At 38.2% G+C, this 20,168-nt stretch carries 27 protein-coding genes; 1 reads left to right on the top strand and 26 read right to left on the bottom strand.

The annotated features are described in order from the left end of the window. Positions 1-59: 59 nt before the first annotated feature. From TY87_RS22640 to galE, 6 genes are all read right to left on the bottom strand, one after another. Positions 60-386, bottom strand: a complete 327-nt coding sequence (locus TY87_RS22640; RefSeq protein ID WP_232617211.1) for a hypothetical protein — start codon at positions 384-386, stop codon at positions 60-62. 150 nt (positions 387-536) lie between these two features. Then, positions 537-821, bottom strand: a complete 285-nt coding sequence (locus TY87_RS21485) for a nucleotidyltransferase domain-containing protein (RefSeq protein WP_100188621.1) — start codon at positions 819-821, stop codon at positions 537-539. A gap of 149 nt (positions 822-970) precedes the next feature. Beyond that, positions 971-1,180, bottom strand: coding sequence for a hypothetical protein (locus tag TY87_RS22540; protein ID WP_157789935.1), 210 nt, complete (start codon positions 1,178-1,180; stop codon positions 971-973). A gap of 7 nt (positions 1,181-1,187) precedes the next feature. After that, the gene (locus TY87_RS21490) at positions 1,188-1,496 is read right to left on the bottom strand and encodes a nucleotidyltransferase domain-containing protein (RefSeq protein ID WP_223232233.1); all 309 of its coding nucleotides are present in this window, start codon (positions 1,494-1,496) and stop codon (positions 1,188-1,190) included. Further along, positions 1,489-1,932 (bottom strand): nucleotidyltransferase substrate binding protein, encoded by a 444-nt coding sequence (locus TY87_RS21495; protein ID WP_100188622.1) that lies wholly within the window; start codon positions 1,930-1,932, stop codon positions 1,489-1,491. Before TY87_RS21495 ends, TY87_RS21490 begins: the two co-directional genes overlap by 8 nt. A 229-nt stretch (positions 1,933-2,161) precedes the next feature. Further along, positions 2,162-3,175 (bottom strand): UDP-glucose 4-epimerase GalE, encoded by a 1,014-nt coding sequence (gene galE / locus TY87_RS21500; protein WP_100188623.1) that lies wholly within the window; start codon positions 3,173-3,175, stop codon positions 2,162-2,164. A 201-nt stretch (positions 3,176-3,376) separates the two neighbouring features. Between galE and TY87_RS21505 the strand changes: the two genes are divergently transcribed. Beyond that, the gene (locus TY87_RS21505) at positions 3,377-4,399 is read left to right on the top strand and encodes a T6SS phospholipase effector Tle1-like catalytic domain-containing protein (RefSeq protein ID WP_100188624.1); all 1,023 of its coding nucleotides are present in this window, start codon (positions 3,377-3,379) and stop codon (positions 4,397-4,399) included. Between the two features lie 111 nt (positions 4,400-4,510). Here TY87_RS21505 and TY87_RS22545 read toward each other — a convergent pair whose 3' ends face one another. The 20 genes from TY87_RS22545 to TY87_RS21580 form a co-directional block, all read right to left on the bottom strand. After that, a complete protein-coding gene (locus TY87_RS22545) occupies positions 4,511-4,681 on the bottom strand; it encodes a hypothetical protein (RefSeq protein ID WP_157789936.1) in 171 nt (56 codons plus the stop codon). A 49-nt stretch (positions 4,682-4,730) separates the two neighbouring features. Next, positions 4,731-4,901, bottom strand: coding sequence for a hypothetical protein (locus tag TY87_RS22845; protein WP_157789936.1), 171 nt, complete (start codon positions 4,899-4,901; stop codon positions 4,731-4,733). 49 nt (positions 4,902-4,950) lie between these two features. Next, positions 4,951-5,121 carry a hypothetical protein gene (locus TY87_RS22850; protein ID WP_157789936.1) on the bottom strand — a complete coding sequence of 57 codons (171 nt, stop codon included), beginning with the start codon at positions 5,119-5,121 and terminating at the stop codon, positions 4,951-4,953. Positions 5,122-5,170: 49 nt separating this feature from the next. After that, entirely contained in the window at positions 5,171-5,341 is a 171-nt protein-coding gene (locus tag TY87_RS22855) for a hypothetical protein (protein WP_232617212.1), read from the bottom strand. 49 nt (positions 5,342-5,390) lie between these two features. Next, positions 5,391-5,561 (bottom strand): hypothetical protein, encoded by a 171-nt coding sequence (locus TY87_RS22560; protein WP_157789937.1) that lies wholly within the window; start codon positions 5,559-5,561, stop codon positions 5,391-5,393. A gap of 53 nt (positions 5,562-5,614) precedes the next feature. Continuing rightward, the gene (locus tag TY87_RS21510; protein ID WP_198432159.1) at positions 5,615-7,594 is read right to left on the bottom strand and encodes a polysaccharide biosynthesis protein; all 1,980 of its coding nucleotides are present in this window, start codon (positions 7,592-7,594) and stop codon (positions 5,615-5,617) included. A 487-nt stretch (positions 7,595-8,081) separates the two neighbouring features. Continuing rightward, positions 8,082-8,633, bottom strand: coding sequence for a sugar transferase (locus TY87_RS21515; protein WP_100188625.1), 552 nt, complete (start codon positions 8,631-8,633; stop codon positions 8,082-8,084). Between the two features lie 18 nt (positions 8,634-8,651). Beyond that, positions 8,652-9,575: a UDP-glucose 4-epimerase family protein gene (locus tag TY87_RS21520; protein ID WP_100188626.1), complete on the bottom strand. Its 924-nt coding sequence runs from the start codon at positions 9,573-9,575 to the stop codon at positions 8,652-8,654. 8 nt (positions 9,576-9,583) lie between these two features. Next, positions 9,584-10,282 (bottom strand): WecB/TagA/CpsF family glycosyltransferase, encoded by a 699-nt coding sequence (locus tag TY87_RS21525; RefSeq protein WP_100188627.1) that lies wholly within the window; start codon positions 10,280-10,282, stop codon positions 9,584-9,586. A 241-nt stretch (positions 10,283-10,523) separates the two neighbouring features. Beyond that, positions 10,524-11,597: a hypothetical protein gene (locus tag TY87_RS21530; RefSeq protein WP_157789938.1), complete on the bottom strand. Its 1,074-nt coding sequence runs from the start codon at positions 11,595-11,597 to the stop codon at positions 10,524-10,526. A gap of 101 nt (positions 11,598-11,698) precedes the next feature. Then, on the bottom strand, positions 11,699-12,709 hold the full coding sequence (locus tag TY87_RS21535; RefSeq protein ID WP_100188629.1) for a glycosyltransferase family 2 protein: 1,011 nt from the start codon (positions 12,707-12,709) through the stop codon (positions 11,699-11,701). An 8-nt stretch (positions 12,710-12,717) separates the two neighbouring features. Beyond that, positions 12,718-13,545 (bottom strand): polysaccharide pyruvyl transferase family protein, encoded by an 828-nt coding sequence (locus TY87_RS21540; RefSeq protein WP_157789939.1) that lies wholly within the window; start codon positions 13,543-13,545, stop codon positions 12,718-12,720. Next, on the bottom strand, positions 13,535-14,341 hold the full coding sequence (locus TY87_RS21545; protein ID WP_100188631.1) for a glycosyltransferase family 2 protein: 807 nt from the start codon (positions 14,339-14,341) through the stop codon (positions 13,535-13,537). The genes TY87_RS21540 and TY87_RS21545 overlap by 11 nt, the downstream gene beginning before the upstream one ends. Next, positions 14,328-15,584 carry an oligosaccharide flippase family protein gene (locus TY87_RS21550; protein WP_100188632.1) on the bottom strand — a complete coding sequence of 419 codons (1,257 nt, stop codon included), beginning with the start codon at positions 15,582-15,584 and terminating at the stop codon, positions 14,328-14,330. The genes TY87_RS21545 and TY87_RS21550 overlap by 14 nt, the downstream gene beginning before the upstream one ends. Next, entirely contained in the window at positions 15,581-16,159 is a 579-nt protein-coding gene (locus TY87_RS22955) for an acyltransferase (RefSeq protein WP_100188633.1), read from the bottom strand. Before TY87_RS22955 ends, TY87_RS21550 begins: the two co-directional genes overlap by 4 nt. 14 nt (positions 16,160-16,173) lie before the next feature. Further along, a complete protein-coding gene (locus TY87_RS21560) occupies positions 16,174-17,277 on the bottom strand; it encodes a DegT/DnrJ/EryC1/StrS family aminotransferase (RefSeq protein ID WP_100188634.1) in 1,104 nt (367 codons plus the stop codon). Positions 17,278-17,280: 3 nt separating this feature from the next. Beyond that, positions 17,281-18,618, bottom strand: a complete 1,338-nt coding sequence (locus TY87_RS21565) for an ANL family adenylate-forming protein (protein ID WP_198432161.1) — start codon at positions 18,616-18,618, stop codon at positions 17,281-17,283. A 2-nt stretch (positions 18,619-18,620) separates the two neighbouring features. Then, entirely contained in the window at positions 18,621-19,316 is a 696-nt protein-coding gene (locus tag TY87_RS21570; protein WP_100188636.1) for an SDR family NAD(P)-dependent oxidoreductase, read from the bottom strand. A gap of 2 nt (positions 19,317-19,318) precedes the next feature. Continuing rightward, on the bottom strand, positions 19,319-19,612 hold the full coding sequence (locus tag TY87_RS21575) for a hypothetical protein (protein WP_100188637.1): 294 nt from the start codon (positions 19,610-19,612) through the stop codon (positions 19,319-19,321). Between the two features lie 13 nt (positions 19,613-19,625). Beyond that, positions 19,626-20,150, bottom strand: a complete 525-nt coding sequence (locus tag TY87_RS21580; protein WP_157789940.1) for a GNAT family N-acetyltransferase — start codon at positions 20,148-20,150, stop codon at positions 19,626-19,628. Positions 20,151-20,168 lie beyond the last annotated feature (18 nt).

A 20,168-nucleotide genomic window follows, 5' to 3' on the forward strand; every position in this document is an offset into this window, starting at 1 on the left:
GCTGATTAGGAGAGATGGTATCTACAAAAAAACTAACAACACGGAGGAAACACACATATCTATTGATACTTAGCCGCAAAACAAACCACGTGATCTAGGCATTGCAACAACTGACCAGCCATACCGAACGCTTTATTCAATAACGCCGATTGTATTTCAGGATCATCAGGGTAATCATGGGCAAATTGGTTACGCATTTCCCGTAACTTCAGCCACTGTTCAACAGAACCCAGGGCTCCTATTTTTTCAAGCCGATTTAATTTATCAATAAATGTAGTAAGCTCACCTTCTTCATATGTCAGCTCAATCACAGCAGGGAACAACTTTGCCCCCATCACAATCCTGCAATTTTGAAAACCGGACAATAAACTGATCAAATACCGCAAGTTCAATTTCCGTAAGTTCAGACAAACTAGCTGCAGTGTAGGGTTGTTTATCTGCCAAGTGCTGCATAGACCAATTCAAACGTTCTGCATGCGTTTGGCAAATATTAACGATCCCCTGAAATACCTCCTTATTCATAAGCGAATACCGCTCTATTTTGCGATTTTATAGATAGGCAAAAAGTTTCCAGACTTACGGTTGATTACCAAATCAATTTTCTGCTCACCAAGCAGCAAATGAAGTTCAACCAAAGCATTCAATTTAGCCTCAACAATATCATCGGCCTCATGCAAATCAGGTTCAATATACAAATCAATATCCCCGCCACGGGCATTATCATCGGCCCTAGAGCCAAAAACTAGCAAATCAGATCCTTCGCCAAAATGCTTCAATAACACATGCTTAATTGTCTCTTGCTGGTATTTAGTCAAACGCATATCGGACTCCTTAAACTAACAAAAAACCACACCCAATCACCCGTAGGTCAGATGAGACGAGGCACGAGGCGTTATCTGACGCAAAAGCCGTGATCCCACATTCCCAACCAACATCACCAAACGGCACATAACGCTACGCTCATGATGCCCTACAAAAAAACAACCAACCCGTAGGTCAGACGAGACGAGGCACGAGGCGTAATCTGACGCAAAAGCCGTGATCCCACACTCCCAACCAACATCACCAAACGGCACATAACGCTACGCTCATGATGCCCTACGAAAACACAATACAAACCCACTCCACACAACATCCCGTAAGTCAGATGAGACGAGGCACGAGGCGTTATCTGACGCACGAGGCGGTTACTTCCTACTATAAAAAACCAACCCTACCCGCTCAATGTGTTCAATCAACTGATTATTTTCCAAATGATCAAACATCGACAAATCTATTTTGTAAGGTAACAACAGATCATCCAAGGCATTCTCAACCTCTGTGAAAATTGACCAATCCAAATCGCCCACCAAGGTTAAATCGATGTCTGAACTAGGACGAAAATTACCTTTCGCTCTAGAACCATACAAAATCACCGTCTTAATCTGAGGGTATAACTGAAAAACACCGTTAATACTGTCACATTCAGCGCGACTCAACCCTCCCATGTCAAACATCGCCATTTTCCATTGAGTCACGAGTGCCATCAGCTAACGACTGAAATTTACACCGAAACACCATAAACAAACCCGCATAAACCAACCGTAACTGCCCGAGTATTTGATTCGCCGTTTCTTCATTATAAGTGTGAACGGTACGGTTACGGTCTTGCAACATCGACAGCCAAGCCCCACCATCCGCAATAAGATCACGCTTAAACGACTCACGAATAGCGTCTCGTGACCCAGAAATCGACTCAATCCCCTGCCAAACTAAGTAATCCCTTAACACATTCCAAGCCAACTCATACGTAAACTCAAACGCCTGAATAGTACCCTGCTTCTCAAGATTACTCAGCGGTCGTTCAGCCATTAAACGCAAAGCATCAACCAATTGATCATGCGCCAGTGTAAAATGTTCGAAACGCTGCAGCCAACGAATATCAACACTCATAAAAAACCTTATTTAATATAAAAAACCAAAAAAACAAATCACCCGTAGGTCAGATGAGACGAGGCACGAGGCGTAATCTGACGCACGAGCCGTGATCCCACATTCCCAACCAACATCACCAAACGGCACATTACGCTACGCTCATGATGCCCTACAAAAATCAACGCACCCAATTACCTGTCGCGCCGTCAAAAGCCACAAAAAGGATTCTACCCCTTACGTCCTATTCCTACGCATCAAACCCATTCGGGTTATTCGATTGCCAACGCCAAGAATCTTCGCACATACGCGCCAAGTCAAACTCTGCCTGCCAACCAAGAAAAGCCTTAGCAAACTCAGGATCCGCATAACAAGTCGCGATATCGCCAGGACGACGATCCACAATCTTATAGCTAATAGATTTATTAGAGACTGCTTCAAAGGCTTTGACCATTTCCAATACAGAGTATCCATTGCCAGTGCCTAGGTTCACAACAAAATGACCAGACTGAGCCAGCACCTTTTCCAAGGCACAGACATGGCCGCGAGCCAAATCCACCACATGAATATAATCACGAACCCCCGTCCCGTCTGGCGTATCGTAATCGTCACCAAACACACTCAAACAAGCCAATTTACCCACAGCTACTTGACTGATAAAGGGCAATAAATTATTTGGAATACCTTTTGGATCCTCACCAATCAGACCAGACTCGTGAGCACCTATCGGATTAAAGTAACGTAAAGTAGCAATATTCCATTCGCTATTGGCCTTCGCTAAATCAGTCAACATCCCCTCTACCATCAACTTGCTTGCCCCATAAGGGTTTTGCGTTGAAGTAGGGAAATCTTCACGAATAGGCACAGATTCAGGCATACCATAGACAGTTGCAGACGAACTGAAAATTAAATTCCGCAGCCCTGCCAACTCCATAGCCTTGATAAGGCTCAAGGTTCCGGCAACATTATTTTCATAATACAAAAAAGGCTTTTGAACAGACTCGCCAACCGCTTTCAGACCGGCAAAATGAATAACCGCAGCAAAAGTATATTTCTCGAATACACTATTTAAAAAAGCCGAATCGCGAATATCGCCTTCCATAAACACCGGACGCTTACCGGCAATCGTCTCAATACGATCTAAAACGACCTCTTTACTATTCGAGAGATTATCAATAATAACAGGCTCAAAACCCGCCTTAATCAACTCGACGCAAGTATGAGAACCAATATAACCCGCACCGCCCGTTACCAAAACAAACATCCAACACTCCCAAAAAAATCCATTAAAACCAATCACCTGTAGGTCGGCCTTTAGGCCGTCAAAAACCCAATCGCACCAAACCAAAACCTTGACTCGCTAAAACACGATCTACCAAAACACAAACAAAAACAAAAACACAAACCATGCTATGCTCAATTCGGTCATCAGGAAGATGACTTTCAACACCACAAGGAGACATGTATGTCGATGTTATTTTTTCATTTCGATGGCACAGACAATAGCCCAAACGACGCCTGCGCACCAGAACACAGCATTTCTAGCATCACCAATGTATTAAAATCCCATTTATTGTTGGGTGGCCGCGTTAAAAACTATGTAGACATCACGCCCACATGTTTGCCATATCACAGTTTTTATTATGCTGGCATCGGCACTTATGGCAATTGGCTAGAACAAAAAATAAACGCCGCCTTTGCCATCGAATCTGGCCATGTAGCCAACATTTTAAATCGTGCGATAAACGACTTTAAAAACCACTACAACCAATCGGTTCGCCACATCGTCTTAATAGGCTTCAGTCGAGGCGCCGCATTGGCAAGACGCTTTGCCGCGCTGATTACACCGCTCATTGATCGCCCGATTATCATTGAGGCCATAATCGACACCGTAGCATCTATAGGCTGGCCAAACCTAGACATCGCTCAACGCCCCAGTACAGAAGTTGTATTTGAACATGGAAATACTTTACCTGAAGGCGTTCATCGAGCACTACACCTAGTAGCACTAGACGAGCAACGCCTCGCCTTTCGCCCAACATTAATCAACCAAGATGGACGCGCACTGGAAATATGGCTAGCAGGAGTACATTCGGATATTGGCGGCGGATACCGCAAAGATGGCATAGGAGACATCGCCTTGCGAGTCCTAATAAACTGGATAGAACAACAAACCAAACAAAACTGCTATCACGCAACACGCTTAGCCAAAACACAGCCGCCCCATTGGCAGCCACTGCTCACCATAGAACCCAAGCACCTAGGCAAAATACACTACCAACGACGTCGCTTGCACCCGTGGCGCAAACTAACCCTCGCGCCGCGACACTGCTGTGTACTGGAAAACGACCAACCCAACCACACACTATCACCCCACTGGCACCAAAGCGTCACAGAACGCATCCGAGGCAACATCGGCTACTTCCCCATTGCACACTGCCCAACACCCGCCATACTCTGGCACCACGAACACCTACCTCACCTGTAGGTCAGATGAGCCGAGGTACGAGGCGTAATCTGACATTCCCAACCAACGTCGTGAAACGGCACATTACGCTCCGCTCATGATGCCCTACGAAAAAATCAACCCACTCGTAGGTCAGATGAGACGAGGCACGAGACGTAATCTGACATTCCCTACCAACGTCGTGAAACGGCACATTACGCTCCGCTCATGATGCCCTACAAAAAAACCAACCCACTCGTAGGTCAGATGAGACGAGGTACGAGGCGTAATCTGACATTCCCAACCAACGTCGTGAAACGGCACATTACGCTCCGCTCATGATGCCCTACAAAAAAATCAACCCACTCGTAGGTCAGATGAGACGAGGCACGAGACGTAATCTGACATTCCCTACCAACGTCGTGAAACGGCACATTACGCTCCGCTCATGATGCCCTACAAAAAAACCAACCCACTCGTAGGTCAGATGAGACGAGGTACGAGGCGTAATCTGACATTCCCAACCAACGTCGTGAAACGGCACATTACGCTCCGCTCATGATGCCCTACAAAAAAACCAACCCACTCGTAGGTCAGATGAGACGAGGTACGAGGCGTAATCTGACATTCCCAACCAACGTCGTGAAACGGCACATTACGCTCCGCTCATGATGCCCTACAAAAAAACCAACCCACTCGTAGGTCAGATGAGACGAGGTACGAGGCGTAATCTGACATTCCCAACCAACGTCGTGAAACGGCACATTACGCTCCGCTCATGATGCCCTACAAAAAAACCAACCCACTCGTAGGTCAGATGAGACGAGGTACGAGGCGTAATCTGACATTCCCAACCAACGTCGTGAAACGGCACATTACGCTCCGCTCATGATGCCCTACAAAAAAACCAACCCACTCGTAGGTCAGATGAGACGAGGCACGAGACGTAATCTGACATTCCCTACCAACGTCGTGAAACGGCACATTACGCTCCGCTCATGATGCCCTACAAAAAAACCAACCCACTCGTAGGTCAGATGAGACGAGGTACGAGGCGTAATCTGACATTCCCAACCAACGTCGTGAAACGGCACATTACGCTCCGCTCATGATGCCCTACAAAAAAACCAACCCACCCGTAGGTCTGATGAGACAAGGCACGAGGCGTAATCTGACATTCCCAACCAACGTCGTGAAACGGCACATTACGCTCCGCTCATGATGACCTACAAAAAATGAATCGGCCGTCAAAAATCGCTACGATACATGCTCTTTCAAGTGAACAACATTTGAATCTTCAACTTGCTGATCTAACGCCTTTTTCGCATTCCACACCAAATCTCCAATACCATCGGTTGGCTGGAAATCGGTTGGAGCAGTAATCAAGATCTCACGAACTTTTTCATGGTCAAAATCATGGCAAGCTTTGTCCAATTGCTCCATGGTTTGAACGAAATCAGGCAAGGATAAAAACCGTTCATTGGCTGTCATAATACGTTTATGCTGAGTTTCTTTTACATTGTCGCCAATCAGTAACTCTTCAAAGAGCTTCTCGCCAGGACGCAAACCCGTAAATTGAATTTCAATATCACCATTTGGATTAGCATCGGACTTCACTTCCAAACCAGACAAACGAATCAGATTTTTTGCTAGATCGACAATCTTAACAGGCTCCCCCATATCCAATACAAACACATCCCCACCCTTACCCATAGCGCCTGCTTGAATAACCAACTGAGCTGCTTCTGGAATGGTCATGAAGTAACGAATAATATCTGGATGTGTCACCGTAATAGGCTGGTTTTCAAGAATTTGTTTTTTAAAGACAGGAATAACCGAGCCTGAAGAGCCAAGTACATTACCAAAACGCACCATACAGAAACGGGTGAATCTTTCTTGTTTAGCGGCTTTCTTCGCTTCAGCTTCGGCCAAGGCCTGCAGACCTAACTCCGCCATGCGCTTTGTTGCGCCCATGACATTAGTTGGTCGAACGGCTTTATCTGTAGAGATTAATACGAAGGATTCCACACCACTTTCAATCGCCGCTTTAGCGGAATAATAAGTCCCAAAAGCATTATTTCGTACGCCTTCAACCACATTGTATTCAACCAATGGCACGTGTTTATAAGCCGCCGCATGGTAAACCGTATTAACCCCAAATGCCTTCATGGTCGACGCCAAACGATTAATACGCTGCACAGAGCCAATCAAAGGCACAATTTTGACATTAAAAGGCTCTTGCTCAAGAATCTCATTAAGCTCTTTATCTATCTGATACACGGCATATTCAGACACATCAAATACAATCAAGGTACTAGGCTGCTGCGCTATAATCTGACGACATAGCTCCGAACCTATCGAACCGCCAGCCCCAGTCACCATGACTACTTTGCCAGAGATATTCGCCTGCATTAACGAAGCAACAGGCTCTACCACATCACGACCTAGCAAATCATCGACAGCTACGTCTTGTAGCTCACTTACCTTAGCCTTACCTGTTACTATGTCATTAAAGTCTGGCACGGTAAGCACTTCCACCGGATAAGGCATAAGTTGCTCGATCACTTGTTTCCGTTCAGAACGACTCGCCTTAGGAATAGCTAACAACACCTTTTCAATGTCGTATTTTTCAATTAACTCACCAACTTTATCGACATTATAAACAGGCACACCCTGAATAATGGTATTGGCCAAAGACTCATCACGATCGATAAAACCCTTCACGCGATAACTAGACGCCTGACGAAGCGCCAAAGTAAGCTGCCGACCAGTAGACCCAGCACCAAAAACCAATACAGATTCAGAACCTTTTTGTGGAGCCTGCGTCAATAAGCCACGAATCAAAACACGAGAACCGCCACACAACATAACCAAAAAAGGAAAATAAATAATTGGCACAGTACGTGGAATATTCGCCTCAAAGAAATACGCAAAAGACGTAATGCTCAATGCAGAAATAGCCGCACCGACTAAAATCGCGCTAAAGGCATGAAAGGTTAAATAACGCAAAATAGCTCGATATAAACCAAGCTTAATATTCACTAACAAAGTAACAGCGATAGTGCCCGCCACCACAAGCCAAATAGAATGGCCTTTAAATGCACTGAACTCACCCAATCGCGCCCAGTAAGCAAAAACAAAAGCAAGATAAACAAAAACAGAATCAACCGCTAAGCTGATAAGACGTTTATAAAAACGAGGAAGAGACCAAAGGAAATCAAACTTTTTTATCATCATGTACAACCTATATGTACTAAAACCAAACATCATGTAATGTAACTATCCATTAAAAAACACACTTCCCCGTAGGTCAGATGAGCCGAGGTACGAGGCGTAATCTGACATTTCCAATCAACATCACCAACCCGCACATCACACTCCGCTCATGATGCCCTACAAAAAACCAACCAACCCGTAGGTCAGATAAGCCGAGGCACGAGGCGTAATCTGACATTCCTAACCAACGTCGTGAAACGGCACATTACGCTCCGCTCATGATGCCCTACAAAAAACCAACCAACCCGTAGGTCAGATGAGCCGAGGGACGAGGCGTGATCTGACATTTTAAAACCACCTTGTAGGTCGGCCTTCAGGCCGTCAAAAAACTTTGATCTACAAAAACGAAAATGCCGCGCAAAACCACGACCTACAAAACAAACCTAAGTAAAAACATTTTACACCAATTTTGCAAACAATATGCATGTAAGGTTTGCGAAAATCATGACTAACCCTTCACTCTGTCTCCAGAACCACTGCCCGTTACTGTCTTGATGATATAAGAAAAATACAATTTCAATGACAAACTCTGAATCATCTTCGCATCCGTCTCCGCTAACAGTTCAGGGGTCGACATATCAATATCCGAAATTTGCGCCAACCCAGTAATACCAGGACGCACATTAAACACACCTTTGGCATCACGCGCTTGGGTCAACTCAGTTTGATTAAACAAACCAGGGCGCGGGCCAACTAAACTCATTTCGCCTTTTAGCACATTCCAAAGCTGCGGCAATTCATCCAGCTTAGTACGGCGTAAAAAGCCACCTAGCTTAGTAATGGAAGCCGTAGACGCCAAATGACTCGCCACGGAAGCAGTGTCAACAGACATGGTACGAAACTTAACCAACACAAACGGCTTTTTGTTACGCCCTACGCGCTCTTGACGGAAAAGAGGTGAACCCGTATCAAATAACCCGATCAAATAAATCACAAGCAACACAGGCGAGCCACACACCAAGCCCAACAGAGAAAACACCAAATCCAATAACCTAATCATTTTCATTCAATCCAATTTTCAAACTTTCTTTTTCGCTGCCAATGCAAAACCATGCTCAACAGAATAAGGCGGAGCCCAATCTAACGTATTTTTCGTATGTTCAATATCCAGTTGCAAAGACCCAACCAAGCGATCGACCACAGCTTCTTTTTTGAAAATTTTGCCTGCTAATTTAAAACACCACACAGGCATAGGAATAGATAAATTTGCTTTACCTTGAGCTTTGGCCATCAAATCTACCATTTGAGCCGTAGATAAATCATTATCATCCGATACCAAAAACACTTGATTCGCCGCCTTAGGGTGATCAATACAGACCTTAATCAAATCCACCAAATTATAAACAGAAACCAAACTACGTTTATTATGGTTAATGGCACGAAATGGTAATGGAAAACCTTTACCGACTAACTTCATCAAAGATGCAAAATTGGCTTTTGCTCCTTCGCCGTATACCAAGGGAGGACGAATAATAACAATCTCCATGCCTGTTTCTTTGCCTAAAGCTAAAAGCTGCTCTTCTGCTTCGGATTTAGACATGCCATAAGGATCTTCTGGGTTACGCATATCAAAAGCCGTAAATGGTGTACGATACGAAGTAGATTCACCATTTACCTTAATCGAACTCAAAAAAATAAAACGCTTTACACCTGCCTCTGCGGCTTGGCGAGCTAGGTTCAAAGTACCTTCGGTATTAACAGCGCGAAAGTCTGACAAAGGATCAGTGGATGAGTCGTTCATGATGTGGACTCGGGCGGCACAATGTATGACAACATCACATCCAATCAATGCTTTCGCATAATTTTCAGTAGAGTTCATTTCTTTTTTATGAAAAAACTCATTTTTAAATACACTAGTTCGGCCTAGTGTTACAACATCAAAACTAAAGCTATCAACCAAATTTCGGCCTAAAAAACCGCTAGCACCAGTAACTAAAATCATTAAGAACCTCATTTTCTAGATTTAGTATTTTCTCTAAAATATCTAAGAAAAAACAACGGATAGTCCTTGAATAAACGTTTTCTTACATAAGAGTGTCTAACAAACCTCTGTAGCCACCGTAAATTCAACTTATCAAATATTGGATGAAAATATTCGGGGTTTTGACTTATCTGGGTCAGAAAACCGCCACAAGAAAAGCCGAACTTCAAAATAGGCATATTATTTTTGCATTTTACCAAAAACAATTCTTGATTCGGGGTACCCATTCCGGAAATTACCACATCTACAGCTAAGGATCGCATTTCATCAATGGCAGCTAAATATTCTGCATCCTCATCAAAAAAGCCATTTCTCGAATATACTATTTTCAATTGAGGATAGATTGACTTCAATAATTTTTGCGCATCACATATTTCACTCTCACTACCCCCAACTAACGCAACATTTAGCTGATTTGATGAACAATATTTGAAAGTAAGTGGTGCTAACGAAGTAAAGTCAAAACTATAACGTGTTATATTTTCCCTATGAATATAATTATGGGCTTTAACCAAAGAAATACCATCAACAAAGATAAAACCAAATTCTTCGTATAAACCAGACTCTTCTAGAATATAATATGAGAAAGGGTTAACAAATGTAATGAGTTTCACCCCGTTTCTAGAGTCCAACTCAAACAAACCAGTTAGGTCTTTACTAATCAACATAATTCAAAACCCTTAAAAATAGGAAAAATAAATTCCCTTTATAAATAAAACAATTAGATTATAAAAAACATATCGAATAGATAAATACATTAAAGCACTAAAGATTAAAAAACCAAAAAACTAAAGCACCAGATAAACAACTAAAAATTACTTTTCAAAAATGAACATAGTTCACTCAATCATTATTTAGACAGACGACTAATAAATTTAAGTAATAAATTAAGGTATTTTTAGCTATATACTAGGCGTGAGAAAATTTTTCTTTTTTAGACAGGTTTTTTCGTGATATCAAAAAGAACACACCTAATAAAAAGTAAACACTCTGAAACGAAGAGACTGACATCCCATTTATAAGCATAATAGAGCATACAGACAATGCAATACCTCTAGAAAAAGTTGACCCTATTACAATTGAATAAGAGAAATAGACAATAAAAGATAAACCTATGACACCATGATCAAAAATAGCCCGCAAAATAAATGAATTAAAAACTGCCGAAAAGGCAATTAATTTTTCATGGTCGCTAAAAACCAGGTAATAATACTCAAGTGCAGATGCCGTTTCAAATGACACATTTGTCATTGGGGGATTACCAAACAACCAAACATAGAGACTACCATTTGACATTTCACGGATGAAACTTAGCAGAAATATATATCTATCCACAGATTCAATGCCAGAGTCACCCAACCTTGATAAAAAAACTATTAATACAATTGAGACTAAAAAAACTAAGCACATATAGCTTATAAGTTTATTTCTTAGACATCCCTTGAAATTTAAAAATAAAAAAATCACTAATGTAAATAATATAGCTGATCTTGAGAAAGAGAGACACGACACTAAAACTAGTAAAAGATAATTTCTTGACTCAAATTCCCTATCAACATCATAAGTAGCCAAAAAAAGAAAACCTACCAACATCAACTCAAAATTATTTTCCGTAAACACCCCAGGCCTTGAAATATCAAAAATGAAAATTGACATAAGATATTTAAATGAAAAGGAAAATATTACAAAAGTATAAAGTCGGTTCGAATATTTCTTAGTGAAAATATTTTTCCCATAAAATATGGATAACATACAAACATAAACGAAAGGTTTGTATATAAGTAAAAAATCACTCAAGCGACCATGGTTTTCAACAATTAAAAAACTAGACAAGCCATAAAAAATATACATAGCTGAAAGGAAAAAAAAGACTAAATATTTCTTATTTAATCCACCTAGAAAAGAAGCCAGAAAAAACAAAAACATCAAACATTCAAATATCATATTTGAAGGTAAAAAATTATAATGGACACCTGATGCCAAGTGATTAACTTTACTGTATAAGAATACAGATGACATTATCAAAAATAAAAAAGTTAAGGTCAAAATATTTCTATAAAACAGCATTTTCACACCAAAATAAATTAAAGTTTCTTTGAGATGTTTTTATAATCAAACAAACCTTTAAGATATAATAAAATGAATTTAGGTATCATTATTATTGAAACCACAAAAATAAAGGTTTTTAAAGATGAAATAAAATATCTAAATCTAAATCCAGAAATACAGTTCCTTAATGCTTTAAAATACTGCTTATTCAAAGAGAAATCAATTGAACACTTTCGTTTCATTAAACCAGTGTCATCGACATACCGACTTGAAAGTGTTTCAATAAATTCAGATAATCCATCCAAATTAGAATTTAAAGAATCTTTTCCGCCATTCAATAATCTTTGTTTATATAAAAAGGAAATGATTTCATGACTATGTCTTTGCCTAGGTGTGTCAAAAACTCTTCTAGTTAATGAATTAGCTCTATACCTATAAAAATATAATGTATCTGATGATGAATACCCAAGACCAAATGACAAAAGTCGAGAAATAAAATCTAAGTCTTCACCATTACAGTCGGTAAAATATTGATTATACCCACCTAATTCTTTACCATCCTTGGTTCTAAACATGACCGTACCGCAACATACCGTCATAGGATCTCCATTTATAAAGCTATTATTTAAACCTAGAAAATCTCTGTCAATGATCTCTTGAGATAAAATAATTCCAGTTTCAGAAACCCTATAAAAGCTTGATGCAATAAAAGCGTAATCTTCTTTTTTATCCAAAAAAATTGATTGCTTCCTAAGTTTTTCAGTTGAAATATAATCATCCGAATCTAATATTGTACAGTATTTGCCAATAGCTAAATGTAATAATCTTTCTACTGTTTTAATTTTCCCCAAATTAGTAGTATTTTTATACAACCTTATCCTAGAGTCTGTAAATTTAAGTAGTTCTTTGTATGTATTATCAGTTGAAGAATCATCGCACACTAAAATTTCATAATTCTCGATATCTTGCTCTAAAACACTATTAATACACTGAGCAATAAAACCCTCACAGTTATAAGCGGGGATTATAACAGAAACTTTAATCATAGTTACCTTTAAGTACGGAATGGACAGGAATCAAACAAGTCATCGGTATTAACACAGCCAAGTTGATAATTCAAATTCAATAATTCAGGACCTAAAACTGCATTTGATAAGTCTACTGCCTTAAAATGTTTACGATCTACCGTCAAGCTATAATCTTGAAATTTAAAGTCGCCACCAATTATTTTATTGGTAAAACTAACTCTAGCTGAAGGGATACCAAAAGCATCAGCAATAATAATACCATGTAATGAACTTGAAAGAATAAATTCACACTCACAAATTTGATTGATAAATAACTGAACATCAGATGTTTCTATATCGATTATATTCACCCAATCAGGAATGTCGTTGAGTAAATTTCTTGAATTTTTGTCTATAAAATGAGGGACAATACCAATCTTATATTTTTTTGAATATGAAGCAGAATAAAATTTAGGTAATAACAAAGCAGGATCACCATAAATTTCTGGGCAGTCGATGTTATATTTTCTTAACAAATCCCTTGTCATCGGTCCTCTAACAGCAAAGACCTTTTTAGGAGCAAACAATGGCCTAGCATTATGACTTATTAAACCAGCCCCCCAAATTTTGGCATTTGAGTTAGCTAGTTGCAATACGGAGCCTACGACCATATTATACTCGCTCCTCGAGTTATGATCACTCCAAATAACCTTTTTACATGAGATTTTTTCTACTAAATCTAAATTAAGAGCGTCTCCAAGATTTTCTTTTTCTCTCCACCAAAACAGTGAAATCTGATCATCGTTTATTTTAAAATCAGAAGACGAATACTTATAAGTAGCTTTTTTGTATGTAAATCGAAAATTATTTAACACGCTGAGCAATACTCCATAAAAGATTGAATATAAATAAACGAATTTTCGAAACCAACCGCTTCTTAATAACTATTTCCTGAGCCTTTGATTTACAATGTTTATAATACTCAGCGACATCAACAGGCAATGTTTCGTACTCAGTAAAATTGGAAATATTATTACCATGCCGTCTATATTTGCTGCATATTTCATCGCTATACACAATGTCGTATTTAGAAATTAGTAATACCCATAACTCCCATTCGCCAAAGTTTCGAAAACCGGTGGGCCAACCTCCGACCGATTTTAAAGCCGAGACTCGCATCATTAATCCAGTACTAGATATAAAGTTAGATTTTAAAATAAAATATTTTGACAAATATGTCTTCAAAAATTGCATTTTATCATTAAGGGACATTTTTACAAACTGGCCATTAGAATCAATAACTTCAGAGTTACACCAAACGAAAGCTTTCAAGTTATTATATAATTTTCTTTCTAATAACTTTAAGTGTGATGGTTTTAAAACATCGTCTTGACCTAAGAAAACAACATATTCTCCACTTACTAAAGAAAATGCATAATTGTTAGTATACATTAAGCCACGATTAACATCGTTCTTATAGTACTTTATATTATCATTAAGAAGGACAAAATTATTTATGATATCACAAGATGGTTCTTTTGAGCCATCATCAACAACAATAACCTCTAGCTCTCCAGGGTAATCTTGCAGTAAGCAACTTGAAATACTTTCTTCAATATACTTACGACCATTGTAGACAGGGATAACTATTGATATTTTACTGAAATTCATTTTTCATAACCCGAAAAAATAAAGAAACCATTAAAACTAAATGAAATACTGCCGTTAAGAAATATGCAAAAACTGGGGCCTCCAACACTCCGTTATCAACAAAAAAATTGCAGGTAAAAATAAAAAATATCGCAACAAGAACCTCAGTAAATACAGTAATCTTAACCATACCTCTAGATACAAAAACAAAACCGAATAGCCAACTAATAGATTTAACCACATTGCCAGAAAATTGCCAAAAAAACATATCTGTCATCGGCATAAACTCCTTAGTAAAAAGAAATATCACCAAATATTCTCGAAGAATATAAATGGATATACTAAGTACAAATGAAAATGGTATTATAAGCCTAGCAGAAACCAACAACTCTTTTTTTACTTGAAAATATGTTTCTGACTTGGAAATAGCTGGGAGCAAATAAGTAGACAATGATATAGTGATAAATGACATTGCAACTTGGGATAAATTCCAAACGCCTTGCCAATATCCAACATAATTATTAGGTAAAGTGGATGATGAAATAATATATCTAATGACAATTAAGGTAATATTACTAATAAGAATAGATGAGATGGTTATTAGCGAAAAAAACAACACCTTTTTTAGCAAGGTAAAGTCTAAGTAGAATGGAGTAAGAAAGCTTCTACATCCAATATAAATAATTATTTTCTTTAGAACAAAAAAGAACACAAGAAAATAATAAACAGCGAAAGCACTATAAATCCCTACTTCGCCCCATAAATAACCAAAAATGAGAACTAGAAATAAATTAGTTATAGCTGAAACTATATTAACACCTATAAACCAACGAATATATTGGATACCATTAAAAAATGAATTAAGAATTATACAAAAAACAATAAAAGGCAAACACAGTAAAAAAAGCAAAAGAACAATATCGTTATTTGCGTCATTAAAGACTTTGAAGGAAATTTCGTCAACATAAAATATGAGAACTAAAATAACAAAAGCACACTGAATTAATGCTAAGGTAAGTAAGTTTTTGATAAAAACCTTACGGCTTTCATCAGAACTTAACTCGGAGGTAAATTTGGTTGTTGCTGTTTGATACATAGTCCCTGCAAACATTTGGATAATTGCAGAAAAATTTTGAAAGTTACCAAGCTGGGTTAACGCTACAGGACCACCAACGACAGCAACAAACTTATTAACTATAAATAAGCTCAATGTCTTAACGATTGTTGCTATCAATGATAAAAACGATGTTTTATAAATATTCATAGCCTTTTAACAACCTTAGCAGGATTTCCTGCAGCAACCACACTCTCTGGTAAACTTTTAATAACAACAGACCCAGCCGCTACGATTGTATTTTTACCAATTCTTACACCTTTAAAAACTTTCACATCATTACCACAAAAAACATTTTCCTCTATTTCTACATTAGCAGATTTAATATTTAATGGTGAAAACCTATTACCAGGTGAGAGGTCATGAAAATCAGAATTAAGTATTGAAAAATTGATACCAAATAGACAATTGTCACCTATCGAAATATTAGCACCTCGCGTCACTAATGAAAAATTATTATTAAAGTAGCAGTTATTACCTATTTTTATTACATCACTAGGTAATCGACAGTCGATATATCCGTAACCAGAAAAAAAATAAGGGCTAGACTCAACCCCAAAACATACGTTTTCCCCAAGCTCTAAACTAAGATAATTTTTAAAAAGAACTGGCTGAGATCGCCCTTTAATCCAAACCTTCGTATCTGATATCAAATAATATTTAAACTTTCTTAAGAGTATAAAAAAAAGCGAAATAAGCCTACTAAAAATACAAATAATCTTCATTTAATCTTTCACAACTATTTACGAAATTTATTTAAGATTTCAATAACAAAAGACACTTCGGCATCTGTCATAATCGGGCTAATAGGGATAGAAATAACCTCTTCATGCAACAATTCTGTTATTGGTAATGATTGATCCTGAAATTCTAAATATGCCTGTTGCTTATGCACTGCAATTGGATAATGTATTAAAGTCTGTATTCCATTTTCATCTAAGAATTTTTGTAACTTATCTCGATATCCAGTTCTAATAACAAATAAATGCCAAACATCTTCCTCTTTAGCTAAAGAAATTGGCAACTTAATTAGAGGGTTATTGATCTCCTGTAAATACCGCCTTGCAATTCGTTGCCTTCTTTCAGTTTCTTCATCTAGGAATCTTAGCTTAACTCGCAAGATAGAAGCCTGAATCTCATCAAGGCGACTATTTACACCTTTATAATTATTCTTGTACTTTTCATGCGAGCCATAATTTCTTAAAGCAATTAAAACGTTATAAAGCTCATCATCATTTGTGATAATGGCACCAGCATCCCCTAATGCACCCAAGTTTTTCCCTGGATAAAAACTAAACGCACCAGCCCCTCCCCATGTACCAGCTTTCTTTCCAGCAATCATTGCACCATGTGATTGAGCACAATCTTCCAAAACAAGTAGGTTATGCTCACGAGCTAATGCCATAATCTCTTTCATAGGTGAGATTTTGCCATACAAATGTACAGGTAAAATAGCTTTGGTTTTACTTGTTATGGCTGATGTTATAGATTTCAAACTTAAGTTAAAATTTTCAGCGTCGGGTTCAACTAGTATTGGTGTTAACTTATTTTCTGAAATTGCTAATATAGATGCTATATACGTATTAGCAGGCACGATAATCTCATCGCCTTCTTTAAGCTTACCGAGCTCTTTCCACGCACGTAACGTCAGTATTAAAGCATCTAAACCGTTTGCCACACCAATCGCATGTTTCGCGCCACAGTAAGCAGCAAACTCTGCTTCAAATGCTTTGACTTCTACCCCATGTACAAACCAGCCCGAGTCAATTACACGACTGCAAGCTTCAATCAACTCTTCACGGTATTGGGCATTAATAGCTTTTAGATCTAAAAAAGGGATCATTTTTTATAGCCTTTTTTTCTTAAAACGTTCGCCGAAGTTGGTCTCTTCGACAAATTCAAATTTTGCTGGCACTTTATACGCTTCTAGTTTTTGTCTACAGTACTTTCGTATTAAATTTTTAACTTCTTTTGGCTCTGCACCTTCTTTTAACACTATTTGAACTGCCACCATTTGACCTGTAATAGCATTTTTTGCAGCATAGGCAGTGCAATCCGCTACGCCATCAACTTCTAGCACTATTGACTCTACTTCTGCAGGAAGCACTTTTTCACCGCCCACGTTAATAACTTCTTTTGCACGACCTTTAATGCGAATATAACCATCAGGAAGCTCTTCTACTAAATCACCTGTTTTGAACCAACCATCATCGGTAAAGCTTTCCATAGATGCATTTAGATATCCTACAACTTGTGTCTTGCTTCTTAACCACAGTTCATTGTCTACTATTTTATATTCTGTATTTGGATCATCCAGCTTCATTTCTAAGCTGTTAGAAGAACGACTTGTAGTTTGTGTTATGCCAGTTTCACTAGTCCCAAAAGTTTGTAGTAGCTTTGTTTTTGGAAAGGTAGCTTTAAGCTTTTGTAAAAGACTTTCCGGCATTGCTTCAGTACCATAAGTGATCATTTTTAGAGACTTCAAATCATACTTTTCCTGCACTTTTGCCATTAATAATAAGTTCAAAAATGTAGGAGAAGCAGGTAAAACATGTATACTTTGTTCTTCAATCAGTTTAGCGATGTGATCGGGGTTACGGTTAGCAGGTAATATTATTTTAGCGCCCATAGCCAATGTACTTAACAGCGTATTTAAGCCACCAATATGGTCAAACATTAAAAAAATCAACACATTTAATTTTTTTAACTTTTTACCCAGATAACTATTTACTAAGTTATCAAGGTTATGAACCATGGCTTTTGGCTCACCTGTACTTCCGCTACTAAACAAAACTAAGCCTGATTGATGACTGACTATCAAGTCAGTAAGCATAGAGTGTGTCTTATTATTTTGTACTTTAGACAGACTCAATCTATTATCATTAAGTTTAATAATCCAGTTAGGTTGAATAACATCTAGTTTCTTTGCAACTTCATCTTGATTATTTGTAACAATAGGAACAATTACAGCCTTTTTTTGATGTAGCGCGAACAATAAAGCAACAGCGTAAAAATTATAATCAGACAAAACAGCAACAATTTGCCCATCCTTAAGCTCTTTGTCTAGATAAAATTTATACGATTGAATCTGATCATGTAGGTCTTTATAAGTAAAAGCCCCAAAAACATCTACGATTGCTGTTTTATCGCGTAAACTGGAAAATTGATCTATGATCCAAGACACTATTAAATCACTCCGCCTAAGTAAATAACTTGTCCAGTAATAAAATTACTAGAGTCTGCATTGAAGAAATCAATTACATTCACAACATCATCAAACTCTCCGAAGCGTTTGATCGCCTGTTTATCAAGCAAAGCCTCTAATTTTTGCTCAGGTACATTGCGAATCAAATCTGTCTTTACAGGTGTAGGACCAACAGCATTAACTCGAATACCAAATGCTCCCAGTTCTTTAGCAGAAACACGCGTGAAACTCTCAACAGCAGCTTTGCTTGCGGCATACACAGCTTCACCCTCTAGGTTCAGTGGAACAGCAACTGTAGTATAATTAACAATAGAACCAATTTTTTGCTTCATCATCACTTTTGCAACTTCACGACTAAACAAAAAAGTTCCAAAAAAATTAGTACTAAAAACAGCTTGGGCATTATTATAAGGCGTTGTTAGAATGTGGTTCATAGCTGCTATACCGGCATTATTTAACAGCACATCAATTTTACCAAACTCTTTTTTGGTATGCCTAACCATCTTCATGACAGATTTCTCATCAGACACATCTAGTTCAAAATGCAAATAGTTAGCGTGGTTTATAGAGGCTTTTCCACGACTGCAACCAGCAACTTGATGACCTTTTGCCAGATAATATTCTGCTAAGGCCTTACCTAGCCCTTTTCGTGTACCTGTTATAATAAAGCTATTCATAATCACCACTCTTCTTTAGCTTCATCAATGAGTGTTTGGGTATAATTTGTAAGAGTTTTAACGCTTCTAAAGGGTGATGTTCTTTGACTCATAGCTCTTTCATCAGCTAGGGTGATATCTAAGTCTAACTCCTCAGCAATTTTAGACTCTAAATCTGTTACTAAAAATACAATTCCCATGCTGTCTAGGTTTTCGCCGAAGAGTAGTGTGTCTTCCGTCGCTGCAATTAATGTTGCGTTTTCTTGGTCTTCACCAATTTCTTTCACTGCTTCTATAACTATTTTTAATAAATTCAAGTTAACCTCCTACTTATATGAAATATTTTCTGTATTTACTCAATTTTTTTAGATAAGTATCTTTAGTTATTTGAAAAAATGTATCTACAGTATTAACGTTGATTACTTTAGCCCCAAACCCTTTATGGATTCCGAGAACTTTTTTATTATCATTTCTTACATCTATTCTCGCGAAATTTAGACCTAATTGGTTAAAACCGAAGCTATATACTAGCAACATGGATTCAAGCCCAGTAGAAATTGGGGCGCCATCTATTATAAGCCAACTCCCCCAACAAAATGAGTCTGGCTGTAAATCATACACTCTCACTAAACCCAGTTTTTCAGCATGCTTGCTCTCGATAACAAAATAGTATTCTAATCCAGCTTGTTCTTTTTGCTTGTAGCTTTGCAACCAAGCTTGTTGCTTTACTAAATCATTTTCAACTGGACTAAGAAATCGAGCTTTATCAGATTGCGTTCTAAGTCCTAAAATGAAACTTGCATCTGAAATTTCAGCGACTCGTAAATTTATGCTTTTACCGCATATCAGTGTCATGCTAAACCTCGCAGAGCA

Origin of the sequence: Marinomonas sp. BSi20584, from assembly GCF_002792415.1 — a bacterium.
GTDB lineage: Bacteria > Pseudomonadota > Gammaproteobacteria > Pseudomonadales > Marinomonadaceae > Marinomonas > Marinomonas polaris.

What these genes read in the sequence shown, in the direction of transcription:
- TY87_RS21505 (WP_100188624.1), top strand. Translation starts at nt 3,377, where the DNA reads ATGTCGATGTTATTTTTTCATTTCGATGGCACAGACAATAGCCCAAAC.
- TY87_RS21550 (WP_100188632.1), bottom strand. Translation starts at nt 15,584, where the DNA reads ATGAATATTTATAAAACATCGTTTTTATCATTGATAGCAACAATCGTT.
- TY87_RS21490 (WP_223232233.1), bottom strand. Translation starts at nt 1,496, where the DNA reads ATGTTTGACATGGGAGGGTTGAGTCGCGCTGAATGTGACAGTATTAAC.
- TY87_RS21510 (WP_198432159.1), bottom strand. Translation starts at nt 7,594, where the DNA reads ATGATGATAAAAAAGTTTGATTTCCTTTGGTCTCTTCCTCGTTTTTAT.
- TY87_RS21520 (WP_100188626.1), bottom strand. Translation starts at nt 9,575, where the DNA reads ATGATTTTAGTTACTGGTGCTAGCGGTTTTTTAGGCCGAAATTTGGTT.
- TY87_RS21570 (WP_100188636.1), bottom strand. Translation starts at nt 19,316, where the DNA reads ATGAATAGCTTTATTATAACAGGTACACGAAAAGGGCTAGGTAAGGCC.
- TY87_RS21515 (WP_100188625.1), bottom strand. Translation starts at nt 8,633, where the DNA reads ATGATTAGGTTATTGGATTTGGTGTTTTCTCTGTTGGGCTTGGTGTGT.
- TY87_RS21535 (WP_100188629.1), bottom strand. Translation starts at nt 12,709, where the DNA reads ATGATTAAAGTTTCTGTTATAATCCCCGCTTATAACTGTGAGGGTTTT.
- TY87_RS22955 (WP_100188633.1), bottom strand. Translation starts at nt 16,159, where the DNA reads ATGAAGATTATTTGTATTTTTAGTAGGCTTATTTCGCTTTTTTTTATA.
- TY87_RS21560 (WP_100188634.1), bottom strand. Translation starts at nt 17,277, where the DNA reads ATGATCCCTTTTTTAGATCTAAAAGCTATTAATGCCCAATACCGTGAA.
- TY87_RS21525 (WP_100188627.1), bottom strand. Translation starts at nt 10,282, where the DNA reads ATGTTGATTAGTAAAGACCTAACTGGTTTGTTTGAGTTGGACTCTAGA.
- TY87_RS21545 (WP_100188631.1), bottom strand. Translation starts at nt 14,341, where the DNA reads ATGAATTTCAGTAAAATATCAATAGTTATCCCTGTCTACAATGGTCGT.
- TY87_RS21580 (WP_157789940.1), bottom strand. Translation starts at nt 20,150, where the DNA reads ATGACACTGATATGCGGTAAAAGCATAAATTTACGAGTCGCTGAAATT.
- galE (WP_100188623.1), bottom strand. Translation starts at nt 3,175, where the DNA reads ATGTTTGTTTTGGTAACGGGCGGTGCGGGTTATATTGGTTCTCATACT.
- TY87_RS21485 (WP_100188621.1), bottom strand. Translation starts at nt 821, where the DNA reads ATGCGTTTGACTAAATACCAGCAAGAGACAATTAAGCATGTGTTATTG.
- TY87_RS21495 (WP_100188622.1), bottom strand. Translation starts at nt 1,932, where the DNA reads ATGAGTGTTGATATTCGTTGGCTGCAGCGTTTCGAACATTTTACACTG.